Genomic DNA, 26,123 nt, shown 5'->3' with positions numbered 1-26,123 from the left:
ACCATGTCACAAGCAACCGGAAGAATTGTGCAATGTATCGGAGCGGTCGTCGATATTGAATTCCCTCGAGAGGCGATGCCAAAAGTCTACGACGCACTTAAATTATCAGGAGAGGCTTCAGGTGGCCTAGTGGAAGATGGCCTCACATTAGAGGTGGAACAGCAGCTCGGCGATGGGATTGTTCGCTGTATTGCTTTAGGCGCAACGGACGGATTACGTCGAGGAATGAAAGTTGATGCAACGGGCGCTCCGATCTCAGTCCCTGTCGGAGTGGGCACGCTTGGTCGTATCATGGACGTTTTGGGGCGGCCGATCGACGAGGCAGGCCCCATCGAGTCAGACGAGCTCCGCCCCATTCATGCAGCAGCCCCTAAGTTTGCAGATTTATCACCATCGGTGGACCTCCTCGAGACAGGTATTAAGGTTATCGATTTGATCTGCCCGTTTGCTAAGGGTGGGAAAATTGGTCTGTTTGGCGGTGCTGGCGTGGGTAAGACCGTGAATATGATGGAGTTAATTAATAATATCGCGAAGCAGCACGCGGGATTATCTGTTTTTGCCGGCGTTGGGGAGAGAACTCGTGAGGGAAATGACTTCTACCATGAAATGAAAGAATCTAACGTTCTTGACAAAGTTGGGATGGTGTTTGGACAGATGAATGAGCCCCCAGGAAACCGACTACGTGTTGCGTTAACAGGGCTGACCATGGCTGAAAAATTCCGAGATGAAGGCAGAGATATTTTGTTCTTCGTTGATAACATTTACCGTTATACCTTAGCCGGAACAGAAGTATCAGCACTCTTAGGCCGCATGCCTTCTGCTGTAGGCTATCAACCGACACTTGCTGATGAGATGGGTAAATTACAAGAACGAATCGTTTCTACTAAGGTAGGTTCGATTACTTCCATTCAGGCTGTGTATGTGCCTGCTGATGATTTGACCGACCCCTCCCCCGCTACGACATTCGGACACTTGGATGCAACCGTTGTGTTGAGTCGAGATATTGCGTCACTTGGCATTTATCCTGCGGTTGATCCGCTTGATTCCACTTCTAGACAGGTTGACCCGAACGTGATTGGTGAGGAGCATTACGCAACAACACGAGCGGTCCAAGTCACCTTGCAACGCTATAAAGAGTTGAGAGACATTATTGCAATTCTCGGTATGGACGAATTAGCGCCTGAGGATAAGCTCGCCGTGTCTCGAGCGCGTAAAATTCAACGTTTCTTGTCACAACCGTTCCACGTTGCTGAGGTATTCACTGGTTCCCCCGGGAAATTCGTTTCTCTTAAAGATACGATTCGAGGGTTTAAGATGATTGTCAGCGGTGAATGTGACGAGTTGCCAGAACAGGCTTTCTATATGGTGGGTGGTATCGAAGAGGCTTTTGAAAAAGCGAAGACACTACATTAGTGGGGGCAGCTATTAAAATAAGTTTCTTTTAGTAAACAGAGTTTATTAGGATCATTATGGTAAGTACCATTCAAGTTGAAGTTGTTAGCGCTGAAGAGTCAGTTTTCTCAGGTGAGGCAACTTTTGTTGTGGTTCCGGGAGAGCTTGGGGACTTAGGCATTTATCCGAAACATACTCCGCTTATTACGCGAATTAAGGCTGGATCGGTTCGTATTCAATCTGCTGGATCCAATCAAGAAATAGCTATTTTTGTTGCCGGTGGAATTTTGGAGGTACAGCCAGGATCTGTAACGGTACTGGCGGATACCGCTATTCGCAGCAATGACCTGGATGAGGCTCGAGCGCAGGAAGCGCAAAAGCGGGCGGAAGAGGCCCTTAGATCCGCAACGGACAAGCAAGAGATCGCGACAGTCGAAGCAGAGTTAGCTATGTTGGGCGCACAGCTAGCTGAAATTCGAAAGTTAAGAAAGCATTAAGCTCAATAAGTGTAAATAATTATTAAAGGCAGCTTATGCTGCCTTTTTTTATGTCTGGTAAGATGAGTCGATTAATTAACTCTTAAAAAACTGAACTAAATCATGATCAACACACAACGTTTATTGCGTTTTTGGATTTTGTCTATTTTGTGTTTATTCCTCTCTGGTTGTGGCGAGGATTCTGAGATTGTAAAAATTACGTTTATCGGCCCATTGACCGGAGGTGTTTCCGCCAGTGGATTAGGAGGCAGAAATTCTGCGGATTTGGCAATTAGCCTACGCAATCAATCGCCCGATACAAAATATAGATACGAGCTTGTCTCTTTAGATGACGAATGTAAGCCAAACATAGGCATTCAGGTGGCGACAAAAGCGGCCGCAAATAAAGATATTGTCGCTGGCGTAACTCATTATTGCTCTGCGGTCGCAATGGGTACGGTTGATATATATCACAAGTTTGGTTTGCCGGTCGTCGTCTGGGGCGCTGTGCTGCCAGACATCACGTACGGCAATGATTATCCAGAAATACACCGTGTGAATGGCACGATGATTGATCAAAATTCCGTTGCGGTGGAATTTATGAGAGCACAAGATTTTTCCACATGGGCAGTTATTCATGACACTACTGATTATGGAAAAGGGCACTTTAAATACTTCGAAAGCGCTTTAAGCAAAAATGGTGGAACGATTTTAGCTACTTTTGGGGTGAACCCCGATCAACAGGACTTCACGGCGGAATTGACCAAAATTAAAGCATTAAATCCCGAGGTAATTTATTTCGGAGGGCTTGGGCCTACGGGTGTTCGTATTCGAGCGCAGATGGATAAGTTGGGTATGACGCAGGTTTTTCAAGGTACGTCTGGAATCATATCGGATGCCTTTATTGATGGCGTTGGAAATTTGGCTGAGGGGGTACTCGCATTTAGAGAGGGGGCGCCTACGGAAAAATTACCTGGTGGGAAAATGTTCATGGAAGCATATGAAGCAAGGAGCTTCAATGAGCCTGCTGAAGCTTACGGCGCATTTGCATTCGCCGCGACCAACCTCATTATTGATGTAATCGAGCAGGTTGGCCCGGATCGAAAGTTAATACGGGATAGGTTGAATGTAACCCAAGCACATGAATCGATCGTTGGCCCTGTTACGTTTGATAGTTATGGCCAGAACATGATTGCAGTGATTACCAAATATGTGATTCAAGATGGCGCTTGGGTGGTATGGGAAGACAGTGAGTATGCGTCGGGCAAGCGTTTTCTAAAGTAGCATTTGGTAAATTAGCAAAATGGACCTAGGATTTTTTGCACAATATTTCGTTAATGGACTTGTGCAGGGAATAACCTACGCGTTGGTAGCGGTTGGGTTTACTTTGTTTTTTGGTGTTTTGGACGTTATCAAGTTTTCTCATGGAGATGTTTTAATGCTTGGCGCATTTACTGCGCTGGCATTGTTTTTAGGCCTGGATCAGCTGGCATCGCCAGCGTGGCTGTCGTTAATCATCATGTTGTGTATCGGGACGCTTTTGATGGGGTTGCTTGGGGCTCTGTTGTGTAAGCTTTTGGTTTTGCCGCTTAAGGGATCTCCGCCTTTAAACACATTGCTGATAACGCTGATGTTTGGATCGGTTATTCGAGAGTCTGTCCGGTTATTTTTTCCTAATGGGTCGAACCCTAAGCCCTTTCCAGCCTTATTACCGGAGGCATCTGTTAATTTGGGGAATCTTAATTTGCGTTTGGACAGCGTAATATTGATTTTTACTGGCGCGCTTGCCATTGTTATTACGCATCTGATTATTCAAAAAACGCGGATAGGCTTGGCTATAAGAGCCGTAGCACAGGACGAAGAAACAGCGCGACTTATGGGTATTGATTTTAAAAAGATCGCACTGGTTACCTTTGCTCTTGGTTCAGGTCTGGCGGCGCTATCCGGAATCAGTACTGGACTTTACTATCAGGAGATTAACTTTAATATGGGCCTCATGTTGGGGGTTATAGGTTTTAGCGCTGCCGTGGTTGGTGGGTTGGGAAGTATTTATGGAGCAATTGTCGGTGGGTTGCTGTTCGCGTTTCTGCAAACAGTAGGCGCGATATGGTTTAGTGTGCCAGCCTATAAAGATGTATTTGCATTTGCAGCCATCATTATTTTGATGGCTTGGCGACCAACTGGGTTGTTGGCAGACCGCTCCGCGGAACGCGTGTAGTTAGGATGTCCCACCTCAAAACAAAACTAGCGCTTTTATTAGGAGTGAGTTTAAGCGTTATAGTGCTTTATGGATTTCTCTATCTTGAGCACGAATGGGAAATTGGCCTGCTCCTCGTAACAGCGCCTTTAGGCGTGTTTTTTTTGAAGCGGGCTAATGTGTTGATTTATTATCAACAAGCGACTCGTGAAATGCCGAGGCTTGCTTGGATTAGTTTTGTTCTCGGTGTCGTGGTGTTAATCATGTTATTACGACATGACGATTTTGCGTTATTAATGCTCACGACTGTTTTGCTCTACGCTACTGTCAGTTTAGGGTTAACCATCCAGTTTGGATTTGCAGGAGTAGTTAATTTTGCGGCGATAGCGTTTTTTGGTATTGGGGCTTATTCCATGGCCATCTTGAATGAACACTTTTTATTTCTTCCGGATTTGCTGATTATTTTCTTCGGCGGCGTCATATCGGCCTTACTCGGAGCATTGCTGATCTTGCCGATACTCAGGACTCGTGGCCACTACGCAGCCTTGATCACTATAGCTTTTGGGATTCTTTTTCGGACATTTCTCGAGGTGAATGATGTGCTCGGAGGCCCTCAGGGGCTTAGGGTAGGAGGCTTGGAAATTTTCGGTTGGGATTTTGGTAATAGTTTTCCAACCGAGATGGGTGGAGGATCGTTCTACGTGGCGTATGCGATTGTGGCGCTTGTATTGGTTGCGATAGTTTACCTACTAACGCGGTTAATTGAGGCATCCTGGCTAGGGTTAAACATGGATTCGGTTCGTTTAGATGAAGTTGCTTCTGCCTCTTTTGGTATCAATGGCCCTCGCTGGAAAATCGCAGCCTTTATGCTCGGCAATTGTTTTGCGGGATTTGCGGGCGCCATATATGCCGCCATGTATGGGTTTATTGCACCAGCAAGCTTTAATTTTTCCGATTCTTTATTGCTCGTGTCGATAGTGCTTCTTGGAGGCATCGGCAATCCGGTAGCGGTTATTCCAGCCGCATTTTTGATTGTAGTCTTACCAGAAAAATTCCAAGTGATAGAAGAATATAGACTGTTGTTATTCGGAATCGTTGTGATCTTAATACTTCGTTTTAGGCCGAGCGGGTTGATGCCCAGAGGTCTCCGTAAATATTTTGCGGGGAGATTCGGATGAGGCAGACGGTATTGAAAACGAAGGAGTTAACTGTAAGTTTTGGCGGCCTTAAGGCACTAAATGGATTGGATTTCGAGTTATGTGAAGGTGAATTTTTGGGCCTCATCGGCCCTAATGGCTCGGGCAAAACGACTTTTTTTAATGCGTTAACGGGAATTTATAGGCCCACTGCTGGATCGGTTTTTTTACACGATAAGGATATTACAGGAGCGCCACCGAATAAGATTTATGCGTACGGCATAACGCGTACATTTCAACGCTTGAGACTTGCTACGTCTTTGTCCGTCCTCGACAACCTTATTATTGGCAATCAGAGAAATTTACATTTAGGACTTTGGCGCAATATTTTTAATCGGAAGTATTTTAAGGGCCAACTACAAGAACAAATCCAGATAGGGGAGAAATTGTTGAGTCGTTTCAGTCGCGACCTAGCAGTGCATTTATTTAAACCAGTGTCCTCACTGTCGATGATAGATCGTCGACGTGTTGAGATCTGCAGAGCCTTGATCAGCGAACCTAAGATTTTGCTGTTGGACGAGCCTTCTGCTGGGATGACGCCTGATGAGACTCGAGCATTAATGGATGAGTTGCAAGATTGGAGAAGACAATACCCGGCGTTATCTATTATTTTGATTGAGCATGAAATGGAGTTGATTAATAAGGTATCGGATCGGTGTGTGGTCCTTAATTATGGAGAAAAGATTGCAGAGGGGCATTACTCAGAGGTTTCTAATGAGCCAGGCGTGCGAGCGGCCTACTTAGGCGAGGACTAAGGAGATGTCAAGGCTGACAATACATAATTTAACCGCCGGGTATGACGCAGCGGATGTGGTGAGTGATGTGTCCTTTGAGGTTATCGCGGGGAAAATAACCTGTTTACTCGGAGCAAACGGTGCCGGGAAAACAACCTTGATCAGATCTATATTAGGTTTGAATAAGATTCGCTCAGGCCATGTTTTATTTGACAGTGTAGATATTTCTTCCCTTGCCACGCATGAAATAGCAAGCCGAGGCATTACGTGTGCGCCTGAGGGGAGGCGGGTCTTTGCGCGGATGACAGTTCGAGAGAACCTTCAAGCCGGGGCATTTTTAGAGCGAGATGCTGCTGCAGTCGCGGCGCGCTTGTCGCAAGTGTATGCTCTTTTTCCAAAACTTGAAGAACGATGCAGTCAACTAGCAGGAACAATGTCAGGCGGTGAGCAAGCGATGCTGACTATTGGTAGGAGTCTAATGAGCAATCCATCACTCATGATTTTTGATGAGCCCTCGCTTGGCCTATCGCCTCTATTTGTTAGAGAGAATTTTCGTATTATTAAAGAGATTAATGAAAAAGGAATGACCGTATTGTTAGTTGAGCAAAATGTTCGGCAAACATTAGACATTGCGCACTATGGCTACGTCTTATCTCAGGGGAAAATTGTAGCAAGTGGGTCGGTGGACTCCCTAAGAGATAATACAGAGTTACGTGCAGCTTATTTTGGAAAAGCTTAACGTTAAGGAGAGCAAAGTGATATCGGTAATAGAATTAACCAAATATCTAGTTCGTATGAACACGATCAATCCCCCGGGTGATGAAGAGGCATGCGCAAAATTTTTAGGTAACCTTTTGGAGGGTTCTGGATTTACGGTGTCTTATTTTCCACTAGGGAAAAAACGGGCGAGTTTGGTAGCGCGTATTGGTGGTAACAGCGCGAAGAAGCCGCTGTGTATAACGGGACATATCGACACAGTTCCCCTGGGTGCGGCTGCATGGACCAAAGATCCGTTTTGTGGTGAGACTGATGCGGGTCGGTTGTTTGGTCGAGGAACGAGTGATATGAAATGCGGCGTTGCTGCATTCGTAACGGCGGCGCTTACGCTATCAGATAAGCTTGCTGGAACCCCAGGTCTCGAGTTGGTGATTACTGCCGGCGAAGAGCTCGGGTGCCAAGGTGCATTTGATTTAGTTCAACAACAGGGAGCGCTAGGTCGAGCAGGCGCGGTTTTGGTGGCTGAGCCCACGTGTAACTCTCCTTATATCGGACATAAAGGGGCCTACTGGGTAACAGCAAAAACTAAAGGGATTACCGCTCATGGTTCTATGCCAGAGTTGGGACAAAATGCGGTTTATAAGGCTGCAAAGACAATCACTGCGCTGGAAAATTTTAAATTCTCAAATCCCCCGCATGACATAATGGGGCAAGCGACCCTTAACGTAGGCATGGTACATGGAGGGTTAAACATAAACTCCGTGCCGGATGAGGCTGCCATTTCTATTGATATCCGCAGTGTCCCTACTTCAAAACATGCGGATGTCAGAGATCAATTGCAACAATGTATGGGGCACGAGGTTGTACTCGAAACCTTTATTGATTTAGATAGTGTTTACTCCGAGCCCGATACGCCGTGGATACAAACCATTTTTGATCTTGTTCAGCCCTATTTGGGGTATCGACCAGAAGCTAAAGTTGCAGGGTTCTTTACTGATGCCGCAGTCCTTACGCCTGCTTATGGATTCCCTCCAACCGTGATTTTGGGGCCAGGAGAATCGAATATGGCACATAAAACAGATGAATACTGTGTGCTTGATCGCGTTGAAGCGTCCGTAGATATGTACAAAGATATTATTTCTAACTGGTGTGACCTTTAGATCGACAGTTTTTGTCTTCTTTAAAGAGTGTGTACTAAGGCTCTTCGGAATTAGTTTGTGAATTTTTATTCGCTCATTGAAAAAATTGTTCAATCAAAGCCAACGAATGTTGCTATAAAAAGCAGCGCTAAACAGATCATCTCGTATCGAGAGCTTGATCAGCAAGTTTCCCAATACGCACATGCTTTGGATGTGCTGGGTGTTTCCCCAGGAGACCGCATTATTGGGCAAGTCGATAAGAGTTTGCCGAGTTTGTTTCTTTATTTGGCGTGTTTGAAAGCAGGGTATATTTTCGTTCCTTTAAACACGGCTTACAAGGCAACAGAGTTGATGTACTTTATAGCGGACGCAGAGCCCAGGTTGTTTGTAACTTCTTGTGATCGATATGACGAAGTATCAGCTTTAGTGGCCACGGTTCAAGGCTGCTCGGTAGTTATTTTGGCGGAAGATCCGCATCGCGATCTTTTTAGTTTAGCGGTTGAGCAAGCGTCAAGCGGCTTGGTTCGAGCAGTGAAACCTGATGACGTTGCCGTTATTATTTATACGTCTGGTACTACAGGCCGTAGTAAGGGAGCGATGATAACGCATGATAACTTGGTGTCGAACGTAAGTGTGCTGACTAGCCTTTGGCATTTTTCTGAACACGACACCCTGCTTCATGCCCTACCAATTTTTCATGTGCATGGGTTATTTGTCGCGAATCATTGTGTGCTTAGCGTGGGCGCGTCCATGCTGTGGCTCAATCGATTTGATGTCGAAGAAATTATTGGTGCGATTGCAGAATCAACAGTGATGATGGGCGTACCTACGTTTTATACTAGGCTACTCAGCGATGCGAAATTAACTACTTATTTGTGTCGTAACATGCGGTTATTTATTTCTGGATCGGCGCCAATGTTGTCAGAGACACATGAGTTATTTGAGCAAAGGACAGGGCATCGAATTTTAGAGCGCTATGGTATGTCAGAAGCTGGAATGATTACCAGTAATCCCTACGACGGAGTACGTAAGGTTGGGACTGTGGGCTTACCACTGCCGAGTGTTTCTGTCCGCATAGTGGACGATGCTGATTTGAGTGTCTCCAACTGTGCTACAGGGCATATACAGATTAAAGGCGCTAATGTGTTTCTTGGCTATCGAAATATGCCAGAAAGAACTCAAGAGGAGTTTACGGGCGACGGGTGGTTTCGTACTGGAGATCTTGGGGTATTAGATGGAGATAATTATTTGACCATTGTGGGGCGATCAAAGGATCTCATTATTACTGGTGGGTATAACGTTTATCCTAAAGAAATAGAACTTATATTAGATGATGAGCCGGGAGTCTTCGAGTCTGCCGTATTCGGCGTGAAGCATCCTGATTTTGGTGAGGCAGTCAATGCTGTAGTTGTGGCTAGTCCGGATGCCAAATTAGATCCGGAGAGTTTAATCGAGGCGCTTAAAGTAAAACTCGCCAGCTATAAAGTGCCTAAGGTTATTCGAGTTGTGGCTCAGTTACCGCGAAACGCAATGGGTAAAGTTCAAAAATCGTTACTTAGAGGCCCCTACAAAGGCGACTGAAGCCAGGTCTTTATCTTAGTGTTCTACGCAGAATGAATTCCATACTTAACCAAATTGTTAGTGATATTGATAGTGATGGGTACTCGATTACCCAAGGCTTCTTTAATGAGGGCGCTCTTGAGGAGCTACGGTTACGGTGTGATGTTGGCCTGGCTGAAGGGTACTTTAAAGAGGCTGGTATCGGAACGGGATCGCGGTATCAAGTTCAAGAAAAAATAAGGGCTGATCAAATATGGTGGTTTAGCCAAAATGATGGCGCGACGACAGCCGATATTTTTCTGCAATTTGATCAACTTAAGGACCATCTTAATCAAAAACTCTATCTTGGGCTTTTTGATTTTGAATCTCATCTAGCTCGGTATAAACCAGGAGCTGGATACGAGCGACATTATGATCGCCCCAAAGGTAGTGCGCGTCGTAAATTGACGGTAACGCTTTACTTGAATAAGGATTGGTCAATAAAAGATGGAGGATGCTTACGGTTATATTTGACGCCTAATTGTGAGATTTTCGTTGATGTTGAACCACAGTTCGGTACGCTCGTTTTTTTTGAGCGAATTATTTGCTCACGAGGTTTTTCCAAGCAATAGGGAGCGATTAAGTCTAACGGGGTGGTTTTTAGGGCGTATTTAGTTTGAAACTAAATTGGATTGATTGAACATAAATATCTCTACGAACATTTCTATCGCTAGTATCATCAGAATCACGGCGAAGATGTTCTTTAAGCGCGAAACGGGCATGGAGTGCGTGAGCTTTGCTCCGAATGGAACCGTGATAAATGTGCCCACGACAATGCCGATAAGCGCAGGGAAATAAACGTAGCCGAAGCTTAATTCAGGCAAGTCCGCTTTCCCTAGGCCATTCCAGATATACCCAAAGCCTCCCGCTAAAGCGATGGGGAGCCCAAGCGCTGCTGACGTGCCTACTGCGTTTCGCATGGGCACATTGTGCATCACCATCAGTGGAATGGTAATTACACCACCCCCAATGCCAACGAGGCTAGACAGTATTCCAATTAGCCCGGAGCCGATGCCCATGCCGATGCTTTTCGGCAGACTTCGTGTCGGCTTGGGCTTAAGATCCAGAATGAGCTGTGCCGAGGCGTAGGCAGCAAAAAGAACAAATAAACCAGCCAGCACTTTCGCGTCGAGGAATTCTGCTAAAAAGCTTCCACCAAAGGTGCCAAGGATCAGAAAAGTGGATGCTTGTTTCACGGTTGGCCACAAAATAGCCCTTTGTGCATGGTGAGCGCGAATGCTTGAGAAAGAGGTGAATACGATAGAAGCGAGGGACGTACCAATGGCAAGATGCAGGATTCGATCGGTTGCAAAATCCTGGGCTGTAAAGAAAAATACCAAGAGGGGAACAAGAAGCGTTCCGCCACCAATTCCAAGTAGTCCCGCAAAAAAACCAACAAAGATTCCTATCGCAAGATAAGCCGCTGACCAATACGCTATTGAATCTATCATCAGATCAGTTTTTGGATGTAGCGCCACTCATGAGGTGTCACGGGCGTTATGGACAGTCGGGAGCCTTTTTGAAGCACTTTCATACCTTTGAGTTTTTCGTGCTCTCTTAATTCCTGTAGTGATAGAAGCGCAGTCTTACGAACGAATTTAACGGCTACGTTGAACCAACGAGGCTTTTCCCGTGTTGCCTTTGAATCGAAGTAATCACTCACTATGTCGAATTGAGATTCATCGGGATATGCTGTACGTGCGACTTCGGCATAGCCCGCGATCCCCGGGGGTGAGCAGTTAGAGTGATAAAATAGGACGCCGTCTCCTACCGCCATTTCATCCCTCATGAAATTCCGCGCTTGATAATTGCGCACGCCATTCCATGGCTCCGTTTTCCCAGGGCATTTCTGTAGATCATCGATGCTGAAAACGTCTGGCTCTGATTTCATCAGCCAATATTGAGTGTGGCTATATTTGGTCATTTTTTTGAGCCATTGTGCCTGTTAATATTTGCTGTGGAAGAGCTGCTCGTTTTATCCTGAGCCAAAAGGTTCAAGGCGGGTACCTTCCGAATGCCGTAGGTACGTCCTCTGGGGACGCGCACAATAGCATTACTTGAGTTGGTAACCTAAGCAAATTTATTGGTTCAAAAAATTAATCGAGCAGCTCTTCCGCGGCAAACATAATTTTAAAATTGATTTTCTTTATCATTCAAAACGGTATCGATTTGTTTACTCATCGTAGTGATTTTGCCCCGTAAGTCATTTAGATTGATACCACGAGTTTGTAGGGTGAGCAATTGGTGAGAAATGTTGAGAGCCGCCATTATTATAATTCTATCGGAGCCGACTATTTTTCCACCTTTTCGAATTTCTTTAATCTGATCATTGAGGAACGCGACCGCGTTGAGCAACCCTTCTTTTTCATTCTCGTGGCTGGTTAATCGCACGGGTTTCCCAAGAATTTCCACTTCCAATGTCGCTGGAGCGGTCATGCGAGACTCGTTTCTTTTTTGCGGACTATCAAAGCCTCTACTTTTGTGGCTGCAAGATCTATTCTTTTTTGTAACTCCCGCTTGTCATTCTCGGCTAACACGAGGTTTTGTCGCAGGACAACATTCTCGCCTCTGAGATGGTGCGTGAGCCGGATTAATTCGTCTAATTTTTGTTTCAAGGATGCCAATTGAGCGTGCATCAATAAACTATAGGGGACGCTGTTAAAAAGTCAATCGACCACTGTTTATTTATGACTTGCTTTTGTTTTTCGTGTAAGCTCAGTACGAGTGGTGCCTGTGCGCTCTTTCTGGAGCTAACGGGATAATCGGGAAACAGGTAAACCTAAAGGTAGGCGATCCCTGTGCTGCCCCCGCAACGGTAAACAAGCGTGAACTTTACACCAGTAGCCCCAAATCTACTGAGCCACATTGAAAGCGGGTACTCACTCTCTTTTTTTGTAAATGGCGTGAAGGTATTACTTGTGAGCCCGGAGACCGGCCACTCAGTACGTGGTTGTGCCGACTTGTCGGCATGTAATTAACTTTGCACGGCGGGTGCAAAATTACTTATGAGGTCTTTAAATGCAACATTCTTCCCAGTTGCGGCTGCCATGGCTTATTGCCTTGTTGGCTTGCTTTTTAGTTTTAAGTCCAGCGCGCGCGCAACAACAAATACTCATTGCCCCCGTTTTGGTTACGCTCGATCGTTTTGAGGAAAAGTCTTCGCAGGCACCCTTGGGGATGCAAATTATTACCGCTAACCAGATTGAGGCGGCCGGTCACCAAAGTCTGCCGGAGTTTCTGTCGTCCCACAGCGGACTATCTCTAGTAAATAATTATTTTGGTAATGGTACCCAGTCAGCAGCCATCGACTTTCGGGGCTATGGCGCTGTGGGCGATGAGAATACCCTTGTGCTACTTAACGGAGTGAGGATTAAAAACAACGACTTAAGTTCTGTTAACTGGTCGTCAATCCCGCTGGACAGTATTGACCGTATTGAGATTGGAAAAGGGTCTGGCGGCGTTCTTTATGGTGCTGGCGCAACAGCAGGCTACATAAATGTCATTACGAAGCGCCAAAAGCCCAACGAACGAACCGCGCAGGCGCGCACTGATTTGGGTTCATTCGGAACCCGCTCGATGGATGTTTCAGGTACGACCTCAGGCGAAAATTCCGGGCTCTGGATCTTTGGCCAACGTTATAATTCCGATAATTATCGAGAGAATAATGAGGAGAAGCGTTCAGTCGTAAAATTAGATTATCAGTGGTTTGGAGATTTAAACACGCTCACCTTTTCCGCTGGCGCCGATCGACAAGATCTGCGAACACCAGGAGACCTGCTTAAACCGAATGGTGGAACATCTATTAGTTCTATTGATCGGCAGTCGTCAGACTCTAAGAATGACTTTTCCACGCTCGATGGAAATAACGGGACGCTCTCATTAAAGCAAGACAGCGGGCGGTGGACAATAATTGAGGAAATTTCGTATCGGGGTAGCGATTCTTCGTTATTCGCACAGGCCTCTGACGAGTTCTCCAACATCGAAACTACGGTATGGCAACTATCGCCACGTGCGAAATATGACGCTGTGGACTTGTTAATGGGAAGCGAGTTTATTTTTGGACTGGATTATTTCAAGTGGGATCGAACAAATACGCGTGCGACGAATTCAGTGACGATCGTGACTCAGCCTTTTGCGGTTGCTGACCTCGACCAAACTAATTTAGGGCTATACGGACGAAGCCTCATAAATATTACTGATAAATTAACGGCTGTTATGGGTTTTCGACATGAACAACAGGACGGAGAGGCTAGTGATTTCGTCAATTCAGCGGCGCCTTTTCCTTTCGGGACTACTAATATTGTCGCGACAGAAAAATCACAAAAATTAAAAAATAATGCCTATGATCTTGGAGCTACTTACTCCATGGAAAATGGCGTTGATATTGATCTCCATACCAGCCGAGCGTTTCGCGTCGCGAATTCTGATGAGGTTTTTAGAGCGGTCTACAACAACGAAACGTACAATACAGATAGGCAGTTTGTTTTTTTAGAGCCACAGGTGAGCTATACGCACGAACTTAGCGTAAGCTTGGCCGGCAAAAAAACTTTTGTGAGTGCGAACTTATTTCAAACGGATACTCGAAATGAAATCCGATTAGATCCGGTTGCGTTCGTGAATACAAATTACTCCGTGACTCAAAGACGGGGGGTTGAGTTTCAAACAACTTGGCAAGATGAGTTTTGGGTTGTGAGGGGAAACTTTTCCTATATCCAGCCCAAGTTTTCAAACGGTGAACGAAACAGAGTCTCCTTAACGGATAAAGATATACCTTTAGTCCCGAGAAATAAAATAGGGGTTTCAGCCGATCTACATTTACCCCATAAATATAATATTGGCGCAAAGCTAAATTATACGAGCGATCAATTCATGACCAATGATGAGATTAATGCTTTTGGGAGAAAAATACCTAGTTACCTCATCCTCGACCTCAACGTTAGAAAAGATGTAGGTCCGTGGACGTTAGCGTTAAAAGTCAATAATGCGTTAAATAAAGAGTATTTTACGTTCGCGGTGAATAGTACTACGGTTGGTAGTAATGCATTTAATTTTTATCCGCTGCCAGAACGATCCGTGTTCCTCACTGCAGGCTATGCGTTTGGCCAATGATCCCGAGATCTTAATGTAAGGTTAACTCTCAAGCGTACCCTAACAATGCTGGTCGTTTTTGTTGGGGTCTGTTAAATTGCGATCAATGGAAACAGAAAAGAGCTCACAGCTTTACTTTCGTTTGTTGGGATACCTCAAGCCTTACTCACTGGTATTCTCTGTATCGATTATCGGAATGATACTCAGTGCGGCTACCGAAGTCGCGCTCCCGGTTGTGATTAAGCCGTTGTTAGATGGCACTTTTATCGATAAAGACCCCTCGTTGATGACGTGGACGCCGATTGCGCTCGTTCTGATTTTTTTAGTGCGAGGGGTTAGCGCGTTCATTGCCCAGTATGCGAGTGCATGGGTCGGAAACAAGATAGTTATGGATCTGCGTGAGGAGATGTTTGAGAAGATACTCGTCTTGCCGTTGAAGTATTTTCATGAACACAGCGCCGGAAGCCAGCTATCTAAATTTACTTTCGATGTATCGTTGGTTCAATATGCAGCGACTCAAGTCATTACTGTATTCGTCAAAGACTCTTTAACCGTTATTGGACTTCTCGGCTACCTAATTTATCTTGATGCGAAGTTAACGCTTATATCGTTGATTATGCTTCCGCCGATCGCACTTGTTGTGCGATATTTTAATGGCCGATTACGCTGGGCAAGTCGCGAAACTCAAGATTCAGTTGGTGCGGTTACCGAGGTCGTGCAGGAATCAATCGAATGCAATAAAGTCGTAAAAATTTTTAGTGGACAGCAAGCAGAGCGTAAACGATTTTTCGATACCAGTAATAAGCTGCGCAGACTGCTGATGAAGCAGACCATGGCGGTTGCGGCAAATGTGCCGATCGTTCAGCTCATAGCGGCCATTGCTACGGCTGTTGTGATTTACCACGTGATGGGTCAGGTGCGTATGGATCAAACTACCGTAGGGGGTTTTGTTTCTTATCTCGCTGCAATGCTAATGCTGACTTCCCCATTGAAACGACTGACCGGCATCATGGAGCACCTGCAAAGAGGTTTGGCAGCTTGTGAGAGCGTCTTCGGTCTCATTGACGAAGAGCCGGAGGAGGACGCAGGAACAGTTGAACTAGATTCGATCCGCGGCGAGATCGTTTTTGATCGCGTGTCATTCAAATATCCAGGTGCTGATGTTTACGCGTTGGAGGAGATTAATTTAACAATTAAGCCAGGAGAGAGTGTAGCCATTGTTGGCAGTTCTGGAAGTGGAAAAACTACGCTGGCAAATATGTTGCCGAGATTTTTTTCACCAACAAAAGGTCGAGTGCTCATCGATGGTCAGGAAATAGCAGCTATTACTTTGAAGAGTCTACGCTCCAATATCGCATTAGTGAGTCAAGAAGTTGCGTTATTCAACGATTCGGTAGTAGCTAATATTATTTATGGGTCTGCTACGGAGGCTGAGCCGCAAAGGATTGTAGAGGCAGCTGATGGCGCATTTGCAACAGAGTTTATTAATAAACTCGCAGATGGTTTTGAGTCGAGTGTTGGTGAGAAAGGAATGAGGTTATCAGGCGGTCAACGTCAGCGATTAGCAATTGCTCGCACGCTATTTAAAGATGCGCCCATTGTCATTATGGATGAGGCCACATCAGCGCTTGACGCTGCTTCAGAAAAGCTTGTCAAAAATGCGTCTGAGCGACTAAGACAAGGGCGGACAACCATTATTATTGCGCATCGGTTTTCAACGATAGAAAAGGCCGATAGAATTGTTGTCATGGACTCAGGTCGGATAGTTGAAATCGGTACTCACGCGGAGTTGATGAAAAAAAAGGGTCGATATGAGAAGCTCTATGCGGTATATGCAAGTAACGGAGATCTAATGATCAATTAGGGCGATCTTGTGAGCTTAATCATTTTAGTCGAGAGGAAAGTTTTCGCTTGTAATGTGTATGGCTGCAGAGCGATAGTCTAACGTTATAAAGGCAAAGGAGTCGGAAAGATGAAAGTCCATCCCACCAGGAAATTTGATAACACATCAAAAAGTTATCAATATATTACAGCGATTCCATTGGCGGCAGCGATGGGCGCCGAAGTCAAAGGTGTCGATATCGGTACGATTACCGACGCTCAATTTCTTGAGGTCGAGGACGCGCTCTATCGACACAAAATGATTTATTTAAGAGACCAGAACTTCTCGCATGCGGATCAAGAGTCGTTCACCTTGCGTTTTGGTGAATTTGCAGATGATGCTTACACAACAGGCGTTGATGGACATCGTAATGTTCATCCAGTGATCATGGAAGCAGAGGCTCGTGTTGAGATGGTGTTTGGTAATGGGTGGCATGTGGATTCTCCATTTATGAAGCAGCCACCTTCTGTGAGTATGCTTTACGGGGTAGATGTTCCGCCTTACGGTGGTGACACGATGTGGGCAAATACAGTGTTAGCTTACAATTGTTTAAGCGACACAATGAAGAAGCTTGTCACCCCATTGAAGATTCATTTTTCGGCGAATAGTGTTGTCAATCAGCTTAAGAAAGAGGCTGAAGATAAGTATAAAAAAGATGTTGATGGCGGCCGCACTAAGGGGTTTGGTTCGATGGAGCTCGATATGAAAACGCAAAGCATGGTTGAGGGAAGCTTTCATCCGTTGGTGCGTACGCATCCTAAGTCGGGTGAGCGAGCGTTATATGTTGATCAAACGTATTCAAACGGCATCGAGGGTTTAACCGCTGACGAGTCGGCAGGACTCCTAAGTTTTCTTAAAGAACATGTCACGCAACCCGCTTTCACGTGCCGGCTAAGATGGACGCCAGGAACATTTGTGCTTTGGGATAATCGTGTTTGTTGTCATCATGCGTTTAATGACTATGACGGCCATCGAAGAGAATTGTATCGAACAACGGTGAAGGGTGAAGTTCCCGCTTAATGGTGTGGGGTTAATGAGATGATCGTGGTTTTGTTGAGTTGATCATCAAGCCAAGCTTTGATGGATGCTTGATGTTTGCCAATGTATTGGATTGAATCCTTATCAAGCATCATGGGAAGATCATGGCCAGGAATTAGTAAACCGCCACCACGGCGAGACCAGGCATTCCAAATTTTATTAATGGATTCTTCGGTTACAGTTTTGTCATAGGTCATATCGGCTGCTCTTGAAACCAGTTCCGCTCGATTTTTACACGCGTCACCCGTAAAGACGACATCACAATCTCCCGTATCGAGTACATAGACTGTGCTACCTGGCGTATGTCCCGGACAAATTAAAGATTTAATCCCTGGCAAAATCTGTTGATCATGCTCTATCAGTACGAGGTTTGTGTGATTTTGAAGCGCTGACACATACAGCTCGGGTACGTATGTTTTTCCGACGGGTTGTTGTAGGGCCCACGTCATTTCTGTTTGAGATAGATAAATTTTCGCGTTTGGAAAATTCACCCAGTTTATTGCATGATCGAAATGTGAGTGCGTCAATAAAACATCGGTAACTTCTTCCGGGCTAATTCCAAGTTCCTTTAGCCGTTGGTTTAATATCAAGCGCTGACCGAATCCGCCGACATCAATAAGTGCGGTGTAGTTGTCTTGGCGGACGAGCGCGATGGTGCTGAACCCAAGAGGACCATGACACACGCTTTTCCCCGGAAAACCGTGAACAATAATATCGAGTTGGTAGGCGCCCATAGAAAACGCGCGTTTATTCTCATTTTTCATATTTATTTTCTTTCGGTCTAAGATCAAAACCATAAAGTTTTTCTGGATTATCAACCAATATTATATGTTTGAGCGCACTTGATGGTGCGTAATCGTCGAGTACATTCAGCAAATCACTGTCGTTAGGCATCTCGTTGTACAAGCCTAGATGAGGCCAATCAGTACCCCAAACTACGCGCTCCGATGAGGCTGCAATTAAAGCTTGCGCGAAGGGTATGGCATCGTGGTATGGGCGACCAGCACGTGAGATGCGGTAGTTACCAGACACTTTCGCCCATGCATAGCCTTCTTTCATCAAATTGATTAATGTTTGAAAACCAACATGATGTAAGCCTAGGGTCGTTGGCATATGCCCCATGTAATCGAAAACCACCTGTATAGGTAATTTGCGCAATCGAGGAGCGATCGCTTTGAGTTGGGAGACGTCAATCAGTAGTTGTATATGCCATTTAAAACCGACAATCTTTTGTGCGATATGTTCCAAGTCCTCTAAACACGTACCCCCTTTAAATAATAGGTTAAATCTAACCCCACGAATGCCGGCTAGGTGAAGTGTTTCTAGTTCGGCTTCCGAAATCTGATTAGTCACCACAGCAATGCCGCGAGCGTTTGTGTTGCCGTAGCGACGGATCGCATCAACTGTCACTCGATTATCATGACCATAAATAGAGGGCTGTACGATGACTGCGCGTTGTATACCAAGGCCTCGATGCAATGCTTGATACGATTCTAGGGAGGCCTCGTGTGGGGTATATGATCGATCCGAGATTTGTGGGAATTTCTCCGCAGGCCCAATGATGTGGGCATGAGAGTCACACGCATAGGGAGGCACTGAAAACGCTAAGGAGCTGATTTGCGAGTGCGGCGGAAGACAAAGATCCATGTTAGTCACGACGCCCTGTTCTTTGTGGCCTGTGATTGTCAATTATCATGCTGCCTTAGTTGTTTGCTCTGATTAGTGTGCTTGTTCCCAGTTGCTACCGGACCCGATGTCGGCTATAAGTGGAACACTAAGGGTCGCGACAGATGTCATACGTTTAGGCACTTCTGTAAGGATTAGATTTAATTCTTCTTCGGGTGTTTCTAAGACTAGTTCGTCATGGACTTGCATGATGATGTTAGTTTTCAATCCTTCTTCACGTAGCCAACGATTAACAGAAATCATTGCGATTTTTATGAGGTCCGCCGCAGTGCCTTGCATGGGTGCATTAATGGCTGCGCGCTCCGCCCCTTGCCGCAGTTGATGATTAGAGGCATGTATCTCCGGTAAGGTTAAACGCCGACCCAATACGGTTTCAACATATCCGCGCTCCTTGGCATGCTTTTTTGAGCGATCCATATAATTCGCAACACCAGGATATCGGGCAAAGTAGCGATCGATATATTGTTGAGCCGCAGAGCGTTCAACGCCAAGCTGCTTAGCAAGGCCAAATGCGGACATGCCGTAAATTAAACCAAAGTTAATGACTTTTGCATAACGTCGTTGCTCGGACGATACCTCTGTAGAGGTTACATTAAAGATCTCGCTTGCAGTTTGTCGATGGATGTCCTCACCGTTTATAAACGCTTGAATCAAGCTTTGGTCTTTTGATAGATGAGCCATGATGCGCAACTCAATCTGAGAGTAGTCAGCCGAAACAATGATTTTTCCCGGCGGGGCGATAAAGGCTTCGCGAACACGTCGCCCTTCTTCAGTGCGGATGGGAATGTTTTGGAGGTTAGGATCGTTGCTTGCAAGTCGACCCGTATTCGCAACCGCTTGTGCGTAGTTAGTATGAATGCGTCCTGTTTGCTTATCGAGCATCTTCGGAAGTTTTTCCGTATACGTGGTCTTTAGCTTGGTCAACGTTCGATGTTTGAGTATCAATGCGGGTAATGGATGGTCGAGCGCGAGCTGTTGCAGCACCTCTTCATCAGTCGAAGGTTGTCCGCCGGGAGTTTTTTTGAGTATTGGCAGTTGTTTTTGATTAAATAAAACTTCTTGTAATTGTTTAGGTGAACTCAGATTGAAATTAGAGCCCGCTTCTTCAAAGGCTTCTTTTTCAAGGACCTTGATTCTCTCGCCTAGATCCTTCGTTTGTTCATTAAGCGCTTGCGTATCGATCAATACGCCAAAACGTTCTATTTCAAAAAGCACTTCCATCGCTGGAAGCTCGATATGGCGGTAGATGCCGATTAGTTCAGGCTCTTTTTCTAATAAAGGCCAAAAATGCTGATGCAGTTGTAATGTGATGTCAGCATCCTCTGCCGCATACTCCTTAGCGACGCTTAAGTCGACGTTTGAGAAAGGTATTCGCGCTACACCTTTCCCGGTTACTTCATCGTAAGTGATAGTTTTAAGTCCAAGGTGTCTCGATGCGAGACTGTCCATATCGTGTTGACGATGACTTTCCAAGACGTAGGACTGGAGGAGGGTGTCGTGTTCGATGCCGCGCACCCTGACCCCGTGATTCATGAATATGTGCAAATCAAATTTTAGATTTTGACCAAGCTTTTTTTGTTTTGGATCTTCGAGCCAAGGTTTAAGTTTTTTCAAGACAAACGTGAGGTCGAGCTGTTCCGGGCATCCAACATAATCGTGACCGACTGGTATGTAAGCAGCACGACCAGGCTGTGTGGAGAGTGAAATTCCGACTAACCTAGCTTGCATCGTGTCTAGCCCGGTTGTTTCGGTATCAATCGCGGTGAGGTCTGAGTTGTATATTTGTTTGATCCAAGCGTCTAGCGCACTAGCCGATGTGATGAGCTCGTATTCGTGCGGAACGTCTGTTTTGAGGTTGGTGATCATTGTTGATTCTGAGGCCTCTTCTTGTCCGCTACCTAATTCAGCGAGCCATGATTTGAAGTTAAGTTTTTCAAAAAGATGGGCAAGTACGTCTTTTTTTTCAGGTTTGTATGCTAGATCCTCAACGTTAATATCCAGCTCAATGTCATCTCTCAAAGTCACAAGTTTTCTAGTGGTCGGCAACCACTCAAGTGCCTGTCTCAAATTTTCTCCGACTTTCCCACTAATTTTATTTGCGTGCGCAATGATAGAGTCAAGATCACCGTACTCATCAAGCCACTTGACTGCCGTTTTTGGCCCAACCTTTTCAACTCCGGGAACGTTGTCTATCGAATCTCCAACCAGGCTTTGAAAGTCAACCATTCTTTCTGGGTAGACTCCAAATTTAGTTTTGACGCTATCTCTATTCAGCGTCTCACCAGTCATTGTGTTGACGACGGTGACACCCGGTTTAACCAACTGAGCAATATCCTTATCGCCTGTTGAAATGAGCGTTTCGAGTTTTTGTTCTAGTGCTTTTCTAGTTAGCGTGGCAATTACATCGTCTGCTTCGACTCCAGAAATAACTAAGAGGGGAATCCCCATAGCTTCTATACATGCGTGTAGTGACTCGATTTGCAGTGCCAAATCAGACGGCATACTGGGTCTATTGGCTTTGTATTCGGAGTACATATCATTACGAAATGTTTTTCCTTTAGCATCAAAAATACATGCTATGTAGTCCGGTTTGACTTCATTTCGAGCACGTTTGAGCATGTTAATGACGCCGTATATCGCGCCCGTTGGCTCATTCGCCTTATTGCGAAGATCGGGAAGGGCGTGAAAGGCTCGATACAGGTAGGAAGAGCCGTCTATTAATAGTAATTTTTTCATTATAATGTTTCGGTAAAGCTCGAGATTACAACCGCTTACATTATGTCAGACTTGTTCAATCGATAATTTAGGTAACATAGGTGTCTTTAAATAGAGTTTTTTTCCATACCTTTGCAACATAAATCATGTCAGTTTTTACGAAAGTCAGCTTAGAAGAAGCAGCTCAGTGGGTAAAACAACACTATTCGATTGGTAGGGTCAGCAATCTGCGCGGGATCCTCTCCGGTATCGAAAATACCAATTTTTTCCTAGATAGCGATCAGGGCGTATTTGTGCTTACTTTATTTGAAAAGTTAACCGCATCTGAGCTTCCTTTCTATTTGGATCTGATGGCGCATCTGAGCAGTCATGGTGTTCCAGTACCTACGCCTATTAAGAATTTGAACGATCGTTTTTTAGGGGAACTCAATGGTAAGCCAGCAGCTATTGTCAGCTGTATTCCTGGCTCGCCTACGAACAAGCCGACCGGTAACCACGTGTATTTAGTAGGAGAGCAACTTGCACATGTGCATCTTGCAGGACAATCTTTTAAAGGACACCTAGAGAATTTGAGGGGAAAGGCTTGGTGGGCTAGCGCGTCCGAAGAGATCTACAGTTTTCTGGGCGAAGGTGATTCAGAGTTGCTTCGAAGCGAGTTGGCCTATCAAGCAGAATTCGGAACCCAGTTAATTCCTAGAGGGCCTATACATGGTGATCTATTTCGAGATAACGTGTTATTTCATAAATCTCACATAGGCGGATTCATTGATTTTTATTTTGCGTGCGTCGACGCTTGGGTTTATGACGTGGCAATAACGGCGAATGATTGGTGCATTAAGGCCGATGGATCTATGGATAATGTGAAGTTGCGCGCGCTGGTTAATGGGTATACCAGCGTTCGACAGTTTACCCTGACTGAGGCAGAGGTGTGGCCAACAATGTTACGAGCAGGTGCGCTAAGGTTTTGGATTTCGCGACTTTATGATTTACATTTACCGCGACTAGGTGAGCTAACGCATGCGCACGCCCCTGATCCCTTTAAACGAATCTTGCAAAGTCATCGAGCGCACCCGCAAACCTTCAATTCGTGAATGGGCCTTGGTAGGCTAAACGGTAGCTAGTTTTGCGTATTCGAGAGCGAGCCACTTCAATCCGCTCGCACGGAAGTTTACTTGCAGTCTCGCGTCACCGCCTTGACCCTCTGTTTGAACAATGATGCCTACGCCAAACTTGGCGTGACGTACTTGTTGGCCAATGCGAAGAGTTTCCGTAATTTCCTGCTTGCGTATGTTGGGTGTAAAACTGTTGGAGGGTGGAGTCTGTTGGTGAGTCTTGGTATGGTTAATTTTTTTCAGTAATTCTTCAGGGATCTCGTCTATAAATCGTGACTCAATGTTATAACGTGTTTGTCCATGAAGCATCCGCATTTGGGAGTGAGATAGGTAGAGGCGACGCATCGCACGCGTCATAGCAACGTACATGAGCCTTCGTTCTTCTTCTAGCCCGCCGTGCTCATTAATGCTGTTTTCGTGGGGAAACAACCCTTCTTCCAAGCCACTGATAAAAACAGTATGAAATTCAAGTCCTTTGGCTGCGTGTACAGTCATTAATTGAAGTGCGTCTTCACCTACGCTTGCTTGGTTGTCGCCTGCTTCGAGCGAGGCGTGCGCAAGAAAGTCTACAAGGGGGTCAATTTCAGCAGGGCTTAAATCGCCATCATCAAAGCCATCAATGCGAGGTTCTGTGTAGTGTGTATCAGTCCGGTCCGCGATAAATGCAGTAGCAGCGTTGACAAGCTCATTGAGGTTCTCATTTCGATCTTGCCCGTCACGTTCTTTTTGGTAGTGCTTAATGAGCCCACTGGTTTCGTTGATATGTTCAATCAACTCCGGGAGTAGAAATCCGACAGTCTTAGTTTTAATTTTTTCAATTAATGTGATGAAAGTTGAGACTGCAGAAAAGGCTCTACCCGATGGGGGAGCCAAACAGGATGCTTGCCATAGCGACGTTCCATTACGTTCGGCAATATCGCGTATTTGTTCGATGGTGCGGTTTCCAATGCCACGCGTCGGAAAGTTGATAATCCTAAGAAATGCACCATCATCATTTTGGTTAGCTATTAATCTGAGATAAGCAAGGGCATGTTTTACTTCTTTTCGTTCGAAAAATCGTAATCCCCCGTAAACTTTATATGGAAGTCCTGTGCTGAATAAGCCGTGCTCTAAAACTCGAGATTGGGCGTTGGATCGATACAGCAACGCAATATTTTTGAGGTTGAGCCCAGAGTTCCGAAGCGCCTGTACTTCTTCAATGATGAAGGAGGCCTCCTCTCCGTCTGTCATGGCGCGGAAGACCCGAATAGGTTCGCCTTCGCCTTGATCTGTCCAAAGATTTTTCCCAAGACGCTGACTATTATTTTTTATTAACGCATTAGCACCGTCCAGAATGTTGCCGTGGGAGCGATAGTTTTGCTCAAGTTTGACTACCTTTTGAATTGAGAAATCTGTTTCAAAACTGAGCATGTTTCTGGAGTGTGCCCCCCGAAACGCATAGATGGATTGGTCGTCATCTCCTACGGCCATGACGCATGCCCCACCGTTCGCTAAAAGTTTTAGCCATACATATTGGAGTTTATTGGTGTCTTGAAATTCGTCGACAAGGATATGTTTGAAGCGATTTTGATAATGTTGCAGTAGCCGCTCGTTTTTGGTTAATAGTTCATAGGATCGAAGTAAGAGCTCGGAAAAATCTACAACGCCTTCATGGGCGCAGGCTCGATCATATTCCCGGTAGATATCAATGAGCGTGCGACTAAATTCGTCGACGCTCTCTGCTTTATCTGGACGCGATCCTTCTTCTTTATTGGTGTTGATAAAATATTGTGCTTGTCTGAATGGATATCTATTTTCGTCAATTGATAAACTTTTCATCACGCGTTTAATGAGTGATAGCTGATCTGCAGAATCCAGTATTTGAAACGTTTGCGGTAAATTTGCTTCTCGGTGATGGCTTCTAAGAAGGCGGTTACACAGGCCATGAAAGGTCCCTATCCACATGCCGCGTGTGTTGATGGGCAACATCGCGGTGATGCGTAGCAACATCTCCTTTGCTGCCTTATTGGTGAATGTTACGGCCAACAACTCGAAGGGGTTGATTTGGCCAGTTTGTATCAGCCACACGATCCGGGTAGTTAATACCCTCGTCTTGCCGGAGCCTGCGCCAGCTAAAACTAGAATTGAGGAGCTCGAGTGGGTAGTGGCTTCTATTTGTGGCTCGTTGAGCCCATGCAGAATTTCAGACATTCAATGAGGTATTGCAATTTTTGATATCATTTTTTGGCTCGCTCTTGACGGCTATTTGCGACGAGTTTAGTGACTCTGGGCTTAAGAACGAGCTCTAACGTTTGCTCAAAAGCTTGACCAGGAACGACAACGCTGTCTTCCTTACTTTGGAATGAACCGTGAACGGAGTTGATTATATCGTCAATCTCTTGCTGACTAGGAGAAGTAAATCTGATGACGATTAAACTCTCGTTGGGGCTGGGAATCCCAGTATTTGCAAATGGGTTAGATGTGTCAACAGTCGGAACTCTCTGGAAGTTGATATGTGTTCGAGAATATTGTGGAACGATATGTTCAATGTAGTCGGGCATTCGTCTCAGTATGGTTTGCGTGACATCTTCTACGGAATGCCCCCTATCTTTTTGATCGCGGTGCAGCTTCTGAATCCATTCAAGGTTGATCGTTGGCGTGACGCCGATTAATAAGTCGACATGTTGCGCAATATTTACGACGTCTGTGATGGCGCCTCCATGTAATCCTTCATAGATAAGCAGGTCAGATCCCGCTTCAATGTCTGACCATTCTGTGAAGGCGCCTGCTTTTCGCCCATAAGCTCTAGCAGTGTTTTCATCATGTAAGTATATTCGTGCACGACCTAACCCCACGCGGCCGTAATCGCTAAACAGCGCTTCTAGTTTCTCAAGCAGGTTAGCTTCTGGACCGAAATGACTGATTGTTCGTCCTGCTGTACGTTCCCAGGCATCGATTAGCTTGCGCATCTCTTCGCGCGCGTATCGATGGAAGCTGTCCCCTTCCACAAAAACGGCTCTAAATTTCGCCTGGGCACAGATCGATTTGAAGGTATGCTGAACGCTGGTGGTGCCAGCACCAGACGCACCTGTGACCGCAATAATTGGGTGTGCTCGGGACATTGGTTTTGCACTATATTAGTAATAGGTTTATGACAGACTGTGACTTTTTCA

At 45.5% G+C, this 26,123-nt stretch carries 23 protein-coding genes and 1 riboswitch; of the genes, 14 read left to right on the top strand and 9 right to left on the bottom strand.

Features of this window, described 5'->3' with window-relative positions; genetic code table 11:
- Window positions 1–3 precede the first annotated feature (3 nt).
- From atpD to O3A65_03445, 10 genes are all read left to right on the top strand, one after another.
- On the top strand, window positions 4–1,413 hold the full coding sequence (atpD, locus tag O3A65_03490; GenBank protein ID MDA1331531.1) for a F0F1 ATP synthase subunit beta: 1,410 nt from the start codon (window positions 4–6) through the stop codon (window positions 1,411–1,413).
- Between the two features lie 56 nt (window positions 1,414–1,469).
- Window positions 1,470–1,889, top strand: a complete 420-nt coding sequence (locus O3A65_03485; protein MDA1331530.1) for a F0F1 ATP synthase subunit epsilon — start codon at window positions 1,470–1,472, stop codon at window positions 1,887–1,889.
- A gap of 102 nt (window positions 1,890–1,991) precedes the next feature.
- Window positions 1,992–3,152 (top strand): branched-chain amino acid ABC transporter substrate-binding protein, encoded by a 1,161-nt coding sequence (locus tag O3A65_03480; GenBank protein ID MDA1331529.1) that lies wholly within the window; start codon window positions 1,992–1,994, stop codon window positions 3,150–3,152.
- Window positions 3,153–3,171: 19 nt separating this feature from the next.
- Complete coding sequence (locus O3A65_03475) at window positions 3,172–4,086, top strand: branched-chain amino acid ABC transporter permease (GenBank protein MDA1331528.1); 915 nt, start codon at window positions 3,172–3,174, stop codon at window positions 4,084–4,086.
- A gap of 62 nt (window positions 4,087–4,148) precedes the next feature.
- Window positions 4,149–5,243 carry a branched-chain amino acid ABC transporter permease gene (locus O3A65_03470; protein ID MDA1331527.1) on the top strand — a complete coding sequence of 365 codons (1,095 nt, stop codon included), beginning with the start codon at window positions 4,149–4,151 and terminating at the stop codon, window positions 5,241–5,243.
- On the top strand, window positions 5,240–6,016 hold the full coding sequence (locus O3A65_03465; protein MDA1331526.1) for an ABC transporter ATP-binding protein: 777 nt from the start codon (window positions 5,240–5,242) through the stop codon (window positions 6,014–6,016). The genes O3A65_03470 and O3A65_03465 overlap by 4 nt, the downstream gene beginning before the upstream one ends.
- Window positions 6,017–6,020: 4 nt before the next feature.
- Window positions 6,021–6,734: an ABC transporter ATP-binding protein gene (locus O3A65_03460; GenBank protein MDA1331525.1), complete on the top strand. Its 714-nt coding sequence runs from the start codon at window positions 6,021–6,023 to the stop codon at window positions 6,732–6,734.
- A 16-nt stretch (window positions 6,735–6,750) separates the two neighbouring features.
- Entirely contained in the window at window positions 6,751–7,872 is a 1,122-nt protein-coding gene (locus O3A65_03455) for a M20 family metallopeptidase (protein MDA1331524.1), read from the top strand.
- A 57-nt stretch (window positions 7,873–7,929) separates the two neighbouring features.
- The gene (locus O3A65_03450) at window positions 7,930–9,432 is read left to right on the top strand and encodes an AMP-binding protein (protein MDA1331523.1); all 1,503 of its coding nucleotides are present in this window, start codon (window positions 7,930–7,932) and stop codon (window positions 9,430–9,432) included.
- Window positions 9,433–9,464: 32 nt separating this feature from the next.
- Window positions 9,465–10,022, top strand: a complete 558-nt coding sequence (locus O3A65_03445; GenBank protein MDA1331522.1) for a 2OG-Fe(II) oxygenase — start codon at window positions 9,465–9,467, stop codon at window positions 10,020–10,022.
- A gap of 39 nt (window positions 10,023–10,061) precedes the next feature.
- On the opposite strand, the gene O3A65_03440 is transcribed toward O3A65_03445, so the two are convergent.
- From O3A65_03440 to O3A65_03425, 4 genes are all read right to left on the bottom strand, one after another.
- On the bottom strand, window positions 10,062–10,901 hold the full coding sequence (locus O3A65_03440) for a sulfite exporter TauE/SafE family protein (GenBank protein ID MDA1331521.1): 840 nt from the start codon (window positions 10,899–10,901) through the stop codon (window positions 10,062–10,064).
- Window positions 10,901–11,374, bottom strand: coding sequence for an EVE domain-containing protein (locus tag O3A65_03435; GenBank protein MDA1331520.1), 474 nt, complete (start codon window positions 11,372–11,374; stop codon window positions 10,901–10,903). The genes O3A65_03440 and O3A65_03435 overlap by 1 nt, the downstream gene beginning before the upstream one ends.
- A 206-nt stretch (window positions 11,375–11,580) precedes the next feature.
- Entirely contained in the window at window positions 11,581–11,886 is a 306-nt protein-coding gene (locus O3A65_03430) for a cell division protein ZapA (GenBank protein ID MDA1331519.1), read from the bottom strand.
- Complete coding sequence (locus O3A65_03425) at window positions 11,883–12,086, bottom strand: hypothetical protein (GenBank protein MDA1331518.1); 204 nt, start codon at window positions 12,084–12,086, stop codon at window positions 11,883–11,885. The genes O3A65_03430 and O3A65_03425 overlap by 4 nt, the downstream gene beginning before the upstream one ends.
- Before the next feature lie 72 nt (window positions 12,087–12,158).
- A riboswitch (cobalamin riboswitch) is annotated at window positions 12,159–12,405 on the top strand.
- A gap of 63 nt (window positions 12,406–12,468) precedes the next feature.
- Between O3A65_03425 and O3A65_03420 the strand changes: the two genes are divergently transcribed.
- The 3 genes from O3A65_03420 (at window position 12,469) to O3A65_03410 (ending at window position 17,440) form a co-directional block, all read left to right on the top strand.
- Window positions 12,469–14,559, top strand: coding sequence for a TonB-dependent receptor (locus O3A65_03420; protein ID MDA1331517.1), 2,091 nt, complete (start codon window positions 12,469–12,471; stop codon window positions 14,557–14,559).
- Between the two features lie 85 nt (window positions 14,560–14,644).
- The gene (gene msbA / locus O3A65_03415; GenBank protein MDA1331516.1) at window positions 14,645–16,402 is read left to right on the top strand and encodes a lipid A export permease/ATP-binding protein MsbA; all 1,758 of its coding nucleotides are present in this window, start codon (window positions 14,645–14,647) and stop codon (window positions 16,400–16,402) included.
- A 108-nt stretch (window positions 16,403–16,510) separates the two neighbouring features.
- Entirely contained in the window at window positions 16,511–17,440 is a 930-nt protein-coding gene (locus O3A65_03410) for a TauD/TfdA family dioxygenase (protein MDA1331515.1), read from the top strand.
- Here O3A65_03410 and O3A65_03405 read toward each other — a convergent pair.
- From O3A65_03405 to polA, 3 genes are all read right to left on the bottom strand, one after another.
- Window positions 17,437–18,222, bottom strand: a complete 786-nt coding sequence (locus O3A65_03405) for an MBL fold metallo-hydrolase (protein ID MDA1331514.1) — start codon at window positions 18,220–18,222, stop codon at window positions 17,437–17,439. The two genes, O3A65_03410 and O3A65_03405, sit on opposite strands and share 4 nt — an antisense overlap.
- Window positions 18,212–19,105 carry an amidohydrolase family protein gene (locus O3A65_03400; protein MDA1331513.1) on the bottom strand — a complete coding sequence of 298 codons (894 nt, stop codon included), beginning with the start codon at window positions 19,103–19,105 and terminating at the stop codon, window positions 18,212–18,214. The genes O3A65_03405 and O3A65_03400 overlap by 11 nt, the downstream gene beginning before the upstream one ends.
- Before the next feature lie 72 nt (window positions 19,106–19,177).
- Entirely contained in the window at window positions 19,178–21,880 is a 2,703-nt protein-coding gene (gene polA, locus O3A65_03395; protein MDA1331512.1) for a DNA polymerase I, read from the bottom strand.
- Window positions 21,881–22,005: 125 nt separating this feature from the next.
- Here polA and O3A65_03390 point away from each other — a divergent pair, with 125 nt between their 5' ends.
- Entirely contained in the window at window positions 22,006–22,950 is a 945-nt protein-coding gene (locus O3A65_03390; protein MDA1331511.1) for a homoserine kinase, read from the top strand.
- 15 nt (window positions 22,951–22,965) lie between these two features.
- On the opposite strand, the gene O3A65_03385 is transcribed toward O3A65_03390, so the two are convergent.
- Both O3A65_03385 and O3A65_03380 read right to left on the bottom strand, forming a co-directional pair.
- Window positions 22,966–25,161, bottom strand: coding sequence for a UvrD-helicase domain-containing protein (locus O3A65_03385; GenBank protein ID MDA1331510.1), 2,196 nt, complete (start codon window positions 25,159–25,161; stop codon window positions 22,966–22,968).
- A gap of 26 nt (window positions 25,162–25,187) precedes the next feature.
- Window positions 25,188–26,072: a phosphoribulokinase gene (locus O3A65_03380; GenBank protein MDA1331509.1), complete on the bottom strand. Its 885-nt coding sequence runs from the start codon at window positions 26,070–26,072 to the stop codon at window positions 25,188–25,190.
- Window positions 26,073–26,123 lie beyond the last annotated feature (51 nt).

Source organism: Pseudomonadota bacterium, assembly GCA_027624715.1.
Taxonomy (GTDB): domain Bacteria; phylum Pseudomonadota; class Gammaproteobacteria; order Burkholderiales; family Eutrophovitaceae; genus Eutrophovita.
The sequence above is the reverse complement of the archived record's forward strand: the minus strand, read 5'-3'. Positions and strand labels throughout refer to the sequence as shown.

What these genes read in the sequence shown, in the direction of transcription:
- atpD (MDA1331531.1), top strand. Translation starts at nt 4, where the DNA reads ATGTCACAAGCAACCGGAAGAATTGTGCAATGTATCGGAGCGGTCGTC.
- O3A65_03485 (MDA1331530.1), top strand. Translation starts at nt 1,470, where the DNA reads ATGGTAAGTACCATTCAAGTTGAAGTTGTTAGCGCTGAAGAGTCAGTT.
- O3A65_03480 (MDA1331529.1), top strand. Translation starts at nt 1,992, where the DNA reads ATGATCAACACACAACGTTTATTGCGTTTTTGGATTTTGTCTATTTTG.
- O3A65_03475 (MDA1331528.1), top strand. Translation starts at nt 3,172, where the DNA reads ATGGACCTAGGATTTTTTGCACAATATTTCGTTAATGGACTTGTGCAG.
- O3A65_03465 (MDA1331526.1), top strand. Translation starts at nt 5,240, where the DNA reads ATGAGGCAGACGGTATTGAAAACGAAGGAGTTAACTGTAAGTTTTGGC.
- O3A65_03460 (MDA1331525.1), top strand. Translation starts at nt 6,021, where the DNA reads ATGTCAAGGCTGACAATACATAATTTAACCGCCGGGTATGACGCAGCG.
- O3A65_03445 (MDA1331522.1), top strand. Translation starts at nt 9,465, where the DNA reads ATGAATTCCATACTTAACCAAATTGTTAGTGATATTGATAGTGATGGG.
- O3A65_03440 (MDA1331521.1), bottom strand. Translation starts at nt 10,901, where the DNA reads ATGATAGATTCAATAGCGTATTGGTCAGCGGCTTATCTTGCGATAGGA.
- O3A65_03435 (MDA1331520.1), bottom strand. Translation starts at nt 11,374, where the DNA reads ATGACCAAATATAGCCACACTCAATATTGGCTGATGAAATCAGAGCCA.
- O3A65_03430 (MDA1331519.1), bottom strand. Translation starts at nt 11,886, where the DNA reads ATGACCGCTCCAGCGACATTGGAAGTGGAAATTCTTGGGAAACCCGTG.
- O3A65_03425 (MDA1331518.1), bottom strand. Translation starts at nt 12,086, where the DNA reads ATGCACGCTCAATTGGCATCCTTGAAACAAAAATTAGACGAATTAATC.
- O3A65_03420 (MDA1331517.1), top strand. Translation starts at nt 12,469, where the DNA reads ATGCAACATTCTTCCCAGTTGCGGCTGCCATGGCTTATTGCCTTGTTG.
- msbA (MDA1331516.1), top strand. Translation starts at nt 14,645, where the DNA reads ATGGAAACAGAAAAGAGCTCACAGCTTTACTTTCGTTTGTTGGGATAC.
- O3A65_03410 (MDA1331515.1), top strand. Translation starts at nt 16,511, where the DNA reads ATGAAAGTCCATCCCACCAGGAAATTTGATAACACATCAAAAAGTTAT.
- O3A65_03405 (MDA1331514.1), bottom strand. Translation starts at nt 18,222, where the DNA reads ATGAAAAATGAGAATAAACGCGCGTTTTCTATGGGCGCCTACCAACTC.
- O3A65_03400 (MDA1331513.1), bottom strand. Translation starts at nt 19,105, where the DNA reads ATGGATCTTTGTCTTCCGCCGCACTCGCAAATCAGCTCCTTAGCGTTT.
- polA (MDA1331512.1), bottom strand. Translation starts at nt 21,880, where the DNA reads ATGAAAAAATTACTATTAATAGACGGCTCTTCCTACCTGTATCGAGCC.
- O3A65_03390 (MDA1331511.1), top strand. Translation starts at nt 22,006, where the DNA reads ATGTCAGTTTTTACGAAAGTCAGCTTAGAAGAAGCAGCTCAGTGGGTA.
- O3A65_03385 (MDA1331510.1), bottom strand. Translation starts at nt 25,161, where the DNA reads ATGTCTGAAATTCTGCATGGGCTCAACGAGCCACAAATAGAAGCCACT.
- O3A65_03380 (MDA1331509.1), bottom strand. Translation starts at nt 26,072, where the DNA reads ATGTCCCGAGCACACCCAATTATTGCGGTCACAGGTGCGTCTGGTGCT.